The sequence below is a fragment of the Vibrio sp. 10N.286.52.C3 genome, assembly GCF_041468865.1.
GTDB lineage: Bacteria > Pseudomonadota > Gammaproteobacteria > Enterobacterales > Vibrionaceae > Vibrio > Vibrio crassostreae_C.
On the sequence record NZ_JBFRJM010000006.1, the window covers coordinates 60,152 to 72,475 of the forward strand.

The 12,324-nt window shown below is 45.4% G+C and carries 15 protein-coding genes; 7 read left to right on the forward strand and 8 right to left on the reverse strand.

Annotated features, from left to right (window positions below; translation table 11 throughout):
• The first annotated feature begins 246 nt into the window (after positions 1-246).
• Positions 247-771, forward strand: a complete 525-nt coding sequence (locus AB4138_RS03055) for an FxsA family protein (protein ID WP_372304955.1) — start codon at positions 247-249, stop codon at positions 769-771.
• A 182-nt stretch (positions 772-953) separates the two neighbouring features.
• Here the strand turns inward: AB4138_RS03055 and trmL are convergent, their stop codons facing one another.
• The 4 genes from trmL to AB4138_RS03075 all read right to left on the reverse strand — a co-directional run bounded on the left by trmL (position 954) and on the right by AB4138_RS03075 (position 4,273).
• Complete coding sequence (trmL, locus tag AB4138_RS03060) at positions 954-1,433, reverse strand: tRNA (uridine(34)/cytosine(34)/5-carboxymethylaminomethyluridine(34)-2'-O)-methyltransferase TrmL (RefSeq protein ID WP_009844716.1); 480 nt, start codon at positions 1,431-1,433, stop codon at positions 954-956.
• A gap of 77 nt (positions 1,434-1,510) precedes the next feature.
• Positions 1,511-2,128 carry a superoxide dismutase gene (locus AB4138_RS03065; RefSeq protein ID WP_372125067.1) on the reverse strand — a complete coding sequence of 206 codons (618 nt, stop codon included), beginning with the start codon at positions 2,126-2,128 and terminating at the stop codon, positions 1,511-1,513.
• 76 nt (positions 2,129-2,204) lie between these two features.
• On the reverse strand, positions 2,205-3,584 hold the full coding sequence (gene cpxA / locus AB4138_RS03070) for an envelope stress sensor histidine kinase CpxA (RefSeq protein WP_017068848.1): 1,380 nt from the start codon (positions 3,582-3,584) through the stop codon (positions 2,205-2,207).
• On the reverse strand, positions 3,584-4,273 hold the full coding sequence (locus tag AB4138_RS03075) for a response regulator (protein ID WP_017061163.1): 690 nt from the start codon (positions 4,271-4,273) through the stop codon (positions 3,584-3,586). Before AB4138_RS03075 ends, cpxA begins: the two co-directional genes overlap by 1 nt.
• Before the next feature lie 187 nt (positions 4,274-4,460).
• On the opposite strand from AB4138_RS03075, the gene AB4138_RS03080 reads away from it, so the two are divergent.
• The 3 genes from AB4138_RS03080 (at position 4,461) to pfkA (ending at position 7,323) form a co-directional block, all read left to right on the forward strand.
• Complete coding sequence (locus tag AB4138_RS03080; RefSeq protein ID WP_372304959.1) at positions 4,461-4,970, forward strand: CpxP family protein; 510 nt, start codon at positions 4,461-4,463, stop codon at positions 4,968-4,970.
• Between the two features lie 164 nt (positions 4,971-5,134).
• Positions 5,135-6,043: a CDF family cation-efflux transporter FieF gene (gene fieF / locus AB4138_RS03085; RefSeq protein ID WP_017066567.1), complete on the forward strand. Its 909-nt coding sequence runs from the start codon at positions 5,135-5,137 to the stop codon at positions 6,041-6,043.
• A gap of 317 nt (positions 6,044-6,360) precedes the next feature.
• Positions 6,361-7,323 carry a 6-phosphofructokinase gene (pfkA, locus tag AB4138_RS03090; RefSeq protein WP_017061160.1) on the forward strand — a complete coding sequence of 321 codons (963 nt, stop codon included), beginning with the start codon at positions 6,361-6,363 and terminating at the stop codon, positions 7,321-7,323.
• Positions 7,324-7,472: 149 nt separating this feature from the next.
• Here pfkA and tpiA read toward each other — a convergent pair whose 3' ends face one another.
• Positions 7,473-8,243, reverse strand: coding sequence for a triose-phosphate isomerase (tpiA, locus tag AB4138_RS03095; RefSeq protein WP_017061158.1), 771 nt, complete (start codon positions 8,241-8,243; stop codon positions 7,473-7,475).
• A 249-nt stretch (positions 8,244-8,492) separates the two neighbouring features.
• Here tpiA and AB4138_RS03100 point away from each other — a divergent pair, with 249 nt between their 5' ends.
• The gene (locus AB4138_RS03100; protein WP_017061157.1) at positions 8,493-8,840 is read left to right on the forward strand and encodes a 5-carboxymethyl-2-hydroxymuconate Delta-isomerase; all 348 of its coding nucleotides are present in this window, start codon (positions 8,493-8,495) and stop codon (positions 8,838-8,840) included.
• Between the two features lie 45 nt (positions 8,841-8,885).
• A complete protein-coding gene (locus tag AB4138_RS03105; RefSeq protein WP_017061156.1) occupies positions 8,886-9,314 on the forward strand; it encodes a DUF805 domain-containing protein in 429 nt (142 codons plus the stop codon).
• A gap of 61 nt (positions 9,315-9,375) precedes the next feature.
• On the opposite strand, the gene AB4138_RS03110 is transcribed toward AB4138_RS03105, so the two are convergent.
• The 3 genes from AB4138_RS03110 to glpX form a co-directional block, all read right to left on the reverse strand.
• Positions 9,376-9,723 carry a DUF3135 domain-containing protein gene (locus tag AB4138_RS03110; protein ID WP_017061155.1) on the reverse strand — a complete coding sequence of 116 codons (348 nt, stop codon included), beginning with the start codon at positions 9,721-9,723 and terminating at the stop codon, positions 9,376-9,378.
• Between the two features lie 122 nt (positions 9,724-9,845).
• Complete coding sequence (locus AB4138_RS03115; RefSeq protein ID WP_017063674.1) at positions 9,846-10,466, reverse strand: metalloregulator ArsR/SmtB family transcription factor; 621 nt, start codon at positions 10,464-10,466, stop codon at positions 9,846-9,848.
• A gap of 198 nt (positions 10,467-10,664) precedes the next feature.
• Entirely contained in the window at positions 10,665-11,672 is a 1,008-nt protein-coding gene (gene glpX / locus AB4138_RS03120) for a class II fructose-bisphosphatase (RefSeq protein WP_017061153.1), read from the reverse strand.
• Between the two features lie 324 nt (positions 11,673-11,996).
• Here glpX and zapB point away from each other — a divergent pair, with 324 nt between their 5' ends.
• A complete protein-coding gene (gene zapB, locus AB4138_RS03125) occupies positions 11,997-12,239 on the forward strand; it encodes a cell division protein ZapB (RefSeq protein WP_008219652.1) in 243 nt (80 codons plus the stop codon).
• Positions 12,240-12,324: the final 85 nt, after the last annotated feature.

Genomic DNA, 12,324 nt, shown 5'->3' on the forward strand with positions numbered 1-12,324 from the left:
GTTATTAGCCTATTCTGTGTGCAAATACTCCGTTCGCTAGAATATTGGGCTGATAAATCCGTCCTGACTTATGTGGCACATGATACTGTACTTAGCGCATAAAAATATTAAGTGGATCACCTTTTTCGGTTTTGTTTCGTCAATATTTTGCAAAGTTATTCTTGGTCAATAAACACGCTTATTTACAGGATAAATTTGAGATTGTTAGGGCTTTCAGCGTAAACTGCAAGTAACAAAGGAGGGCGTGTGTTTCCTATCTTATTATTACTATTTATCTTCGTACCCATCATTGAGATTGGGCTATTTATTCAAGTTGGTGGCTTCTTAGGATTGTGGCCAACTATTGCGTTGGTTTTGATCACTGCATTTGTGGGTGCATCGCTGGTTCGTAGCCAAGGCATTCAGACACTTATGTCTGTGCAAGGTCGCTTGCAACAAGGCGAAATGCCAGCACAACAGATTCTTGAAGGCGTGATGCTTGCAGTTGCCGGTGTATTGCTGCTGACTCCGGGTTTTATGACGGACGCACTCGGTATGTTGGTATTATTGCCAGCACCAAGAGCGATGATTGCCAAGAAAATGATGGAAAAAATGGTGGTGACCAACATGTCTGGTGGTTTCCATGCCGGTGGACAAGCTGATTTTGGCCAGAGCCCATTTGGACAAGACCCATTCAATCGCGATCCATCTGACCAATCAAAAGACGGCAACACCTTTGAAGGTGAGTTTGAGAAGAAAGACGACGACAACGATCGTAACCGCTTAAACTAATTAATTTTTTCTCTCTTTATATAGAGGGAAAACAGAAAAGGCTCTTACCTTTATCCTTCGCAAGAAAGTGATAATGGTAAGAGCCTTTTTTATTGTCTGTCGCTAGCTGTTACTTACTGTTTACTATCGATAACAGATAACAGATAACAGATAACAGATAAAAGATAAGCTTGAGTGTTCGGTTATACCGCGCCTTCAAAACCCATTTGTCGCCATGCTTCAAAAGCAATGATTGCCACTGCGTTAGACAGGTTCAGGCTGCGCGCGTCTGGCATCATTGGAATACGAATGCGTTGTTCCATTGGCATACTTTCGATGAATTCAGCAGGCAGCCCGCGAGTCTCTGGGCCAAACATCAACACATCACCTTGTTGGAATTTTGCATCAACGTGGTGACCTGTCGTTTTAGTGGTGCAGGCAAAGATGCGGAAGTCACCCTCGCGTTCATTCTCAAGATACTCAAGGAAAGCTTCTAGGTTCTTGTGACGCTTAACTCGCGCAAGGTCGTGGTAATCCAAGCCAGCACGACGAACCTTCTTCTCTTCAAAATCAAAGCCAAGCGGTTCAATCAGGTGCAGGTTTGCGCCGCAGTTAGCACATAGGCGGATGATGTTACCCGTATTGGGTGCAATTTCTGGTTCGTATAGAGCGATATCAAACATGTTGGTTCACAAGAGTAATCAAAGATAGCCCGAGTATACGGTGGCAAGCTGAGTGAGTACAGTTCACCACCATTCGCTTACGCTTTATTCGCGAGTGCTTGTGCGTAGTTTTCAGCAACCGCCTTCCAATTCACCACATTCCACCATGCGTTGATGTAATCAGGACGACGGTTTTGGTAGCTGATGTAGTAGGCGTGTTCCCAAACATCGAGCGCGAGAATCGGTTCGCCATCACTCGCCACGGTATCCATCCACGGATTATCTTGGTTCGAGGTTGAGATGATCTTCAGTTGCCCTTGCTCTACCACTAGCCAAGCAAAGCCGGAGCCAAAGGTATTGATCGCCGCTTGGGCGAACTGATCTTGGAATGTCTCGAAATCACCGAAGGTACTCTTGATAGCCTCACCAAGCTCGCCCGTAGGTTCACCACCACCGTCTTGCGACATGCAATTCCAATACAAGATGTGATTGTAGTAGCCGCCGCCATTGTTACGCACGGCAGGGCTGTGCTGAGATATGTTGGCAAAGATCTCGGTCAGAGATTGCTGTTCTAGCTCGCTGCCAGACACTGCCGCAACAAACTTATCGTAGTAGGTTCTATGGTGCTTGCTGTAATGCACTTCCATTGTCTTAGCGTCAATGTAAGGCTCTAGGGCATCGTAAGCGTAGGGTAAAGCAGGGAAAGTGTGCGACATGGTAAATCCTCCTTAATTAGAGGATTCACCATAATGATAATAACAATCATTATCAACTGTGATCTTTGTGGGGGTATTACACCGGTAAGATAGGCAGCGTGATTTCGAGTTGTAATCCACCGAGCTGGCTGCGGGTTGCGGTGATGGTTCCGCTGTGTTGGCGAATCGCACTTTCAGTAATGGTTAATCCAAGCCCTGTGCCGCCAGAGTTTCTGTCACGCGCTGTTGAGACACGGTAGAAAGGTCTGAAGATAGAATCGAGTTCATCCTCTGGAACACCATCACCATTATCATTGACGCAAATTGTTAGCTGATCTTGAACCACATGGAACTGTACATCCACTTGGTCTTTACCGTAGTAGATGGCATTGCGTGTAATGTTGTCTAGCGCACTCATCAGCAGTTTAGGGTTCCCCGAAATAGAGCGTTCTGGGATCTCCGAGAACGTCAGTTGTTTGCCCATCTGTTCGGCTTCAAACTCTGCGTCTTTTAAGATCTCTTCCCATAGGCTCGAGATAGGCTGAACCTCACGAGTAATATGGCTGTCGACCTGCATACGAGATAGCGTTAGCAGCTCACTGATCATCTGTTCCAAACGCTGTGCTTCGGTATCAATGCGTTCTAACTCTTGGCTCTCGCCTTGTTTACGAATCGCCAGTGCATTGGCCATGCGAAGACGTGTCAGTGGCGAGCGGAGCTCGTGTGAGATATCAGAGAGCAGGCGTTGTTGCCCCGAAATCATCTGGTTTACCGCTTCTACCATCTGGTTAAAGCTTTCACCAGCTTGTCTGAACTCTGAAGTACCTTTTTCGAGTGTTGGATCGACCTCGAATTGACCTTTCGCCACGCGTTGTGCCGCGCGTTCTAGCCTGCGAGCGGGTTGACTCAGTGCCCAAGCTAACCAAAGTAATAGCGGGGTACTCGCCAACATCACGGCAAGCAATAGCTGCAGAGGTCTATCAAACAGGCGCAGTAAGAATGGCGGTGGTTGGTTCCACTTCACTCCGGCATACATCAGCAACTCTTCACCAGCGAGAGTAATTGGCACTGGCCCTGCGACCATGTAGTGTCCGTAGAGTTTTTGCTTCGGTATCTCAGGGTTATCAATCGAGGTAACAAAGTTACGAATCGCCTTTAGCTTATAGTCTGAATGCCTTTTCGAGGTAAGGACTGCGCCCTCAAGATCGGTCAGGTAGATGCGAGCTCTAGAATCCTTGCGGCTGCGTGGTGCCTCCAGTTGGAAGACAATCTTGCCCAGATTAGGTTCTTTGGCGTAGCGTTTCTCTGTGATTTTAGCGATACGCTCGAGTTTATCGAGGTGATCTGCGGGCACATCTCGCGCGACTCGAGGGTCTAAATGGGGAAGTGACAGCACCGACAAAAGCACCAGTAACATGGTGAACCAAAAGATAGCAAAGATACGTCCATATAAGCTGGTGATTTTAGGTATACGCATTAATCTTCCTCTACCAATAAGTAGCCACGGCCTCGTAAGGTTTTGATGCGTGATTTGCCGTCAGTGCGCTCAGGAATCTTCTTACGTAGATTAGAGATGTGCATGTCTATCGCGCGGTCAAACGCTGCGAGCCTTTTACCCAGCACATCCAAACTCAATGCTTCTTTGGTGATCACTTGCCCTGGGTTTTGGATAAGGTGACTCAGTAGGGCGAACTCGGTTGTGGTGAGGTCGATGAGCTCCCCATTGCAGTAGGCTTCTTGTTTGCCCGGGAAGACTTCGATGTCTTGATATTGAACTCTATCACTGGCCGCCTTAGGTGCGGTGTTGGTTTGAGTACGACGCAAGATAGCTCGAATACGAGCTAACAACTCTCGGTCACTGAAAGGTTTAGGCAGGTAATCATCCGCGCCAAGTTCAAGACCAATCACACGGTCGATCTCTTCGCCTTTTGCGGTCAGCATCAGCACTGGTGTTTCCCAATTTTCTCTCAGTTTCTTTAGTGTTTCCATGCCATTAAGACGCGGCATCATCACATCCAAAAGAATCAGGTCAATCTCATCATTGATAGCTTCCAGCCCTGCATAGCCATCATTGGCTTCGGAAACAGTGAAGCCCTCAAAGCTCAGAATGTCTTTGAGTAAGCTGGTTAACTCGGTGTCGTCATCAATAAGAAGAATGTTCGCCATTGGGAAGCCTTAATCGGTTATCTACTATTTACAGGTTAATAATACTGCTAATTATTCGTCAACTTTCACTCTTTACGATTCTTTACGCTTTCTAAACGTCACTTTACGAGGGAAAGACTAATCTATATCTAAGCGCTGAGAAACAGACGCAACACATGACTTATTATACCGAATTGAGGCAACAATTATGAAAATGACTAAGAAACTTGTACTAGCAGCTGCGGCACTTCCACTTATTTTTGGTACAGCAAGCGCGTATGCTTACGGTGGTGGTGATAAAGGTGACCACAAAGGTATGCACGACAAGTGTGGCGGTTTCGATAAAAAAGTAATGCGCCAACTAGACCTAACCGACGCTCAAAAAGAACAGTTAAAAGAGATGCGTGAAGCAGACCGTGCTGAGATGAAAGCAAAGCGCGGTGCAAACAAAACGGCAAAAATGGCGCAAATGAAAGCGCATCACGAAAAGGTTCAAGCATTGGTACTTGCTGACAACTTTGACGAAGCAGCAGCAAACGACCTAGCAAGCCAAATGGTTGAGAAGCAAACTGAGCGTCGCGTAGCAATGCTTAAGAAGCAACACCAAATGATGAGCGTACTAACGGCTGAGCAAAAGACTCAACTGAAAGAAATCCAACAAGAGCGCATGACTAAGTGTGCTGACAAAATGGGAAAACGCATGAACCAAGACAAGTAATTCATTGCTTGAAAAATCAGCGTTGAATGAAAGTGTTTAGAAAGAAGCGGCCGAGTGTCGCTTTTTTTGATCCTTAAAAATGAATGTTTTACATCATGGCTGTCATATTCAATTGGTGGTTTGCAGGTTATACTTTGTGCTATCAGTCACTTTATAGCCAAGTTATGAAACAAGAATACGCACGTTTAGTTACGCTCGCCGCTTGGGCAGCCACCACCATCGCCACTATTTTATTGATAGTGAAAGTCGCAGCTTGGTGGGTGACAGGTTCCGTGAGTCTGTTGGCTTCCGTCGTGGATTCAATGCTGGATATCGCGGCCTCTGTCGTTAACCTTATCGTGGTTCGTTACTCTCTGCAGCCTGCCGACAAAGAGCACACCTTTGGTCATGGTAAGGCTGAATCTCTCGCTGCATTAGCGCAGGCAATGTTTATTTCAGGCTCTGCATGTTTCCTTATTCTCAATGGTATTGAGCGCTTCTTCCGACCTCATGAACTGAACTCTCCAGAAATTGGTATCTACGTCAGCCTGTTCGCGATAGTGATGACCTTTGGTCTGGTTCGCTTCCAAAAACATGTGGTCAACAAAACGGGTAGCCAAGCTATTGCAGCCGATTCATTGCACTATCAATCAGACCTTTATATGAACGCCGCGATTATGCTGGCACTGGCATTGAGTTGGTTTGGGCTTGGCCAAGCGGACTCTGTATTTGCGGTGGGTATAGGTATCTACATTCTGTACAGCGCTTATCAAATGGCGATGGAAGCGGTTCAGTCTCTGCTTGATCATAAGCTGCCAGATGATGAGCTGAAACAGATTAAAGAGACATCATTGAGCGTGGAAGGCGTGTTGGGTGTGCATCAATTACGAACGCGTCGCTCGGGGCCAATACGCTTCATCCAACTGCATCTAGAATTGGAAGATAATATCCCACTTATTGAAGCGCATCGCATTTCTGACGAAGTAGAGGCTAAGCTTATCTCCGTGTTCCCTGATGCTGATGTATTAATTCACCAAGACCCGTATTCGGTCGTATTTGGACCAGAGAAGCAGCAGAAATTCCACTCGTGGTAATGCGTGCTAAAAATCAGCGGGCAAATGGTAAGTGAGTGGCTTTTGAACTAAAGTGAGTAAAAATTATTAACTGTTAGGTGATTCAAAAACCACCTTAGTAACAATTAATGTTGATTCTGATGTGAATCAACAAAGTTATTGAGTAAAACTGTAATACTCTTACAGAAGTAGAAATGTTACATAATTTTACGCGATTTGAGTGCTATTCCTGTTGAGGAAATGTAACATAACGCACAAATATAGATTTAAAATCTTGTTGATATACAATCAGCAAGAACAAGAATTGAATAATAGATTCCCAAAAATCGAGGGTGAGCATGATTAAGAAGATCGGTGTTTTGACCAGTGGTGGTGACGCTCCAGGTATGAACGCAGCAGTTCGCGGCGTTGTTCGTACTGCGTTATCAGTTGGCATTGAAGTTTACGGTATTTACGATGGCTACCAAGGCCTTGTTGAAGACCGTATCGAAAAGCTTGACCGTTCAAGCGTATCTGACGTGATCAACCGTGGTGGTACTTTCTTAGGTTCTGCACGTTTCCCTGAATTTAAAGACGTTGCTGTTCGTGAGAAAGGCATTGAGAACCTTAAGAAGCACGGTATCGAAGCACTTGTTGTTATCGGTGGTGATGGTTCTTACATGGGGGCTAAGAAGCTGACTGAAATGGGTTACCCATGTATCGGTCTTCCAGGCACAATCGATAACGATATCGCGGGTACTGACTACACAATCGGTTACCTAACAGCGCTTAACACTGTTATTGATTCAATTGACCGTCTACGTGACACGTCTTCTTCTCACCAACGTATTTCTATTGTTGAAATCATGGGCCGTCACTGTGGTGATCTTACGCTTATGTCAGCAATCGCGGGTGGTTGTGAGTACATCATTACTCCAGAGACTGGCCTAGATAAAGAACAGCTTATCAGCAACATCCAAGATGGCATTGCGAAAGGTAAGAAGCACGCAATCATCGCTCTAACTGAGCTAATGATGGATGCTAACGAACTGGCTAAAGAGATCGAATCTTCAACAGGTCGTGAAACTCGTGCAACGGTTCTTGGTCACATCCAACGTGGTGGTCGTCCTACTGCATTTGACCGTGTATTGGCTTCTCGCATGGGTAACTACGCTGTTCACCTTCTTCAAGAAGGTCACGGTGGTCGTTGTGTGGGTATCGAGAAAGAAGAACTTGTTCACCACGACATCATCGATTGTATCGAGAACATGCAGAATCCAGACCGTTCTGAGCTGTTCCGCGTTGCAGAAGAGTTGTTCTAAGCCACGCTTAGCGTTCTCTTAAAGAATTTAAAAACCGCTGATTATTCAGCGGTTTTTTTGTGCCTGCCGTTTGGGTTTCAGAAACGACAGGTAATAAAAAAGGCCAACCTAAGTTGACCTTTCATCTAATCTAAACGGTGAGGTTTAAATTAAGCTTTTGCTTCAGCTGCTGCTTTAGCGATAGCTGCGAAGCTTTTCGCGTCTAGAGCTGCGCCGCCAACTAGAGCACCGTCGATGTCTGGTTGTGCGAAGTAAGCTGCTGCGTTTTCTGGCTTAACAGAACCGCCGTATTGGATAACAACTTTCTTAGCAACTTCTTCAGATTTCTCTGCGATGTGTGCACGGATTTGAGCGTGGATGCGTTGTGCATCTTCAGCTGTAGCTGCTTTACCAGTACCGATAGCCCAGATTGGTTCGTAAGCGATGATAGCGCCTTCAAGAGCTTCAACACCTTGAGTGTTGATAACAGCGTCAAGTTGACGAGCACATACTGCAACAGTTTCGCCTGCTTCGTTTTGTGCTTCAGATTCACCGATACAAAGAACTGGAGTTAGGCCGTTCTCTTTTAGGAATGCGAATTTCTTAGCTACGAACTCATCTGATTCGTTGTGGTATTCACGACGCTCAGAGTGACCGATGATGATGTGAGATGCGCCGAACTCTTTAAGCATTGCTGGAGACATGTCGCCAGTGAATGCACCGCTGTTGTTTAGGTCAGAGTTTTGAGCACCTAGGATGATCGCGCTGCCCGCTTCAGTAAGCGTACGCTCTGCTAGATCAACGAAAAGTGCTGGTGGAGCAACTGCTACGTCTACGCCTGTTACGCCTTCAAGTTCAGCGTTAAGACCGTTTAGTAGATCAACAACCATTTCTTTGCTGCCGTTTAGTTTCCAGTTACCCATAACTACAGGATGACGCATAGGAATATCTCCAAAGTATTTAAATAAATCGAATGTAAAAAAGTAAACTTTATTACGAAATAATATAACAGATTAATATCAACAGATCATGACTGTGGTCATGACTTTCTTGGATCTTACTCAATGGTCAGAGTAGATTTTGAGTATATATCAGTGATCCGGCAGACAGAATAATAGCTAACTTCTCGGATTTTTCATCGTTAGTTGTTATTAAGGGACAAACGATTGCGTTAACAACAGGAAGTAACAATGCCGAATCTAGTTCTAGAGTACTCCAATTCAGTGGATGAGCGAGTAAATATCCAAGGCTTACTGGAAGATCTCCACCAAGTCGCTCTCACATGTGGCTTGTTTGATGTGCCATCAGTGAAATCTCGTTCACTGCGTTGCCATAATTGGTTGGTCGGTGATGAGGAAGATAGTGTAGACTTTATTCATATCAGCTTTGAGTTACTTTCGGGACGAACGGAAGAGCAAAAGCGAGAATTGTCACGATCGTTAATGCAGATCCTGCAAGAACAAGCGAGTCATGTAAGAAGCTTAACGGTGAATATTCGTGATATGGATAAAAGTTGCTTTCAAAAAGTAATAAACTAACCATTGCTGCTGACTTTTAGCGGCGTATAAATTTGAGTATTTAAGATGTCGATGAAAGAATTACTGCTCTCTTTCAAGGGGAGAATTGGTCGTAAGACTTACTGGATTTGGAATGTTTTCTACTACATAGCGATTACCGGTTTTGCTTCAGGTATCTCTGTGTTGTTCCCTGCTTACTCTTATATCCTGCTACCAATCATCCTATTGATGCTTGTGATCCCAGACCTTGCGGTAACCGCTAAGCGCTGGCACGACCGCAATAAGTCTAATTACTGGCTACTATTGAATGTGCCATTAGTATTGGGTCGTTTAGCTTCGCCAATGGTTGCAACGACGACAGAGCCGGTATCGCCAATTCATATGGCGGCAACCGTCGCGGCATTAGTGTGTGGTTTCTGGATTCTGATTGAGTGTGGTTTGTTGAAAGGTACAGAAGGCCGTAATGATTACGGCGAAGACCCATGTGAATATTGAACAGCGAACCAATAAGAAGGGGGCATTACGCTCCCTTTTTCTTTTTAGTGCTTTGCTAATTTCAGTACATTTTAGGTTCGGTATTCGGCTTAAAAGGCACGACATTTTCAGGCAGAGATTCTTCAAAGCCGCAGCGCCCTTCGAGTGCATCTTGGAACTTACAGACCTGACAGCGCAGCTCTTGCATGAGTACGACATTGGCGTGGTGTGGGTTTTTACAACGGCTAACCACTAAGTCGATGTGACTTTGCTGCGCACGAAGTCGGTCTTGCATCACGTCTGAAGCCGAACAAATCATCTGTTCGCACATCTCGTGTTTGAATTGATTGAATGCTTTCGGGTCGCTTTTCGCGAGTTGGACAAGTTCATCAAAGGGTGGCAGTTTTTGAGCGGGTTGTGGATGCGCCATCATTCCTTCCTTAGCATTAAGCGTGTTTCATATGCTCTAAGCTTAAGAAAGAAATCTGTACAAATTTTAATCTATTTGTATTTTCTCAATATTGAGACGGTATTAGCCGATTACCTTTGCAATCAAAGGGCGGGTGTTAAGGTGTAAGTGCAGCGTCGTTCGCCAGCAATGATGTGCTCTGTACGGCTCACGTGACACTCATCTTTTAGTAACTCAGTAAACACGTTGAGCTCAGATTGGCACAGGCTAGGGCAGCGAGTTGCAGCCTTACAGATAGGGCAGTGGTTCTCAATCAAGATGTAGTGATCATCATGCTCTTGAAGCTCAGCCATGTAGCCTTCGTCTTCACGAAGCTGGGTGAGTTTTTTAAGCTTGCTGATGAGTGAATCACAGCCAGACAGCGCAGTTTGATACTGCTTAAGAGTGTGTTGTTCACGCTCGGCAGCAACCTTAGCCAGCCCTTCTTTACCAAATAGATTCTCGACAGCATCAATCACTTGAATGGTGAGTTCACCATGTCGGTCTGAAAATTGGTTATGACCTTGTTGAGTCAGAGACCAGTGGCGAGTCGGGCGACCCACTTTCACTTTCACATCATGAAACGCAAGAATACCGTCATCTTCCAGGCTTTGCAGATGTTGCCTTGCCCCCATTGTCGTCATGCCAAATTCTTCTGACAGTTGTTTCGCGGTTACCGCGCCTTGACGCTTAATGGTCTGTAAGATTCTGTCGCTTGTTTTCATACTATCCCTACCTAATGAACCTTACTATTATGAGGCAAGGTGTTTATAAAGCAAACCATTTACTATATTGATGATAATTTACTCTATAGATAGCGTTTTACTCTATTGGCTGCCATGGTCAGATTCTGGTGCGCTAATAAAACAAAAGGCTGATACTAGGTATCAGCCTTGGAATATTCTGTTTCACCGAATTTAGGCTTACAGGATATGACCTACTACTTCTGGATCTTTACGCTCTAGGTAGTGGATAGATTTGATGCGGCGAATTGTACGGCAGCGGCCACGGATAAGCAGGGTTTCTGTGGTTGCGATATTACCTTGACGAGAAATACCTTCTAGCAAGTCACCCTTAGTGATGCCTGTTGCTGAGAATACAACGTTGTCGCTGCGTGCCATGTCTTCCATCTTCAATACGATACCCGCCGTTACGCCCATTTCTGCGCAGCGCTCAAGTTCAAGTTCACCGTGCTTGCGGTTCTCTTCTGTGTCGCCTTTCACTTCGTGGCGAGGTAGAAGACGACCGTGCATGTCGCCGTCGAGTGCGCGAATTACCGCCGCCGAGACCACACCTTCAGGTGCGCCGCCGATGCAGTACATGACGTCTACTTCACTGTCTGGCATACAGGTTAAGATAGAAGCCGCAACATCACCGTCTGGCACAGCAAATACACGAACGCCCATTGCTTGCATGTCGGCGATGACTTGATCATGACGAGGCTTAGCAAGCGTGGTTACGACTAGAGTATCAAGTGTTTTACCTAGTGCTTTAGCGATGTTTTCTAGGTTTTCTGTTAGTGGCAGTTCTAGGTCAATCACGCCTTTAGCGCCAGGGCCAACAACCAACTTTTCCATGTACATATCAGGCGCTTTAAGGAAGCTGCCTTTTTCGCCCGCAGCCAATACAGCCAATGCATTTGATTGGCCCATTGCTGTCATGCGTGTCCCTTCAATTGGGTCAACTGCGATGTCGACAGCGTCGCCGCCCACACCTACGTTTTCGCCGATGTATAGCATAGGTGCATCATCGATTTCACCTTCGCCGATAACAATCTCACCGCTAATTTCGGTTTTGTTTAATAGGCTACGCATTACTTCTACAGCAGCACCATCTGCAGCGTTTTTATCGCCACGGCCAAGCCACTTGTAACCAGCTAGTGCTGCACCTTCTGTGACACGAGAGAATGACATTGCTAAATCGCGTTTCATGCGGACTCCAAAATTTTCAAAGGGGGAATAGAAATTTCGCGGCGAATTTTACCATATCCAAAAGGAAACGTTTGCCTTTTTGTTTTTTGGAGATTGCTCTCGATCAATTCGCAGTGGAAAACAGTTATTATTCATCAAAATAATCGGTTTGCCGTTGTGGCGGTAATCGTTCACGTCAATATTCGGTAAAAAGTGCTGTTTTTTTCATCGAATGGCGCAAAATATCGAATATATTGAGTGTTTATCCTTGCTCTGCTGAGTAGAATGGGGAAATAAGTGGAGTGAACCTTCACCATCAAACGGATAACTTAAAGGTAGGCCAGAATGTCTTTTGAAGTACTAGAGCAGCTAGAAGCAAAAATTCAAACAGCAGTAGATACAATTGCACTTCTTCAAATGGAAGTGGAAGAGCTTAAAGAAGAGAAACAAGCACTAGCAACAGAAGCTGGTGAGCTTAAAGCAAGCCGTCACGAGCTAGAGCAAAAAACTCAGCAAATGCAGGAAGAGCATTCAGCATGGCAAGATCGCATCCGTAACCTTCTTGGTAAAATGGATGAAGTAGAGTAATCGACTCTTCAGATTTAAAAAAACGCCCGCTACTCAGTAGCGGGCGTTTTTGTTTGTGTTCTTATGATTTGTTTTATTATTTGAA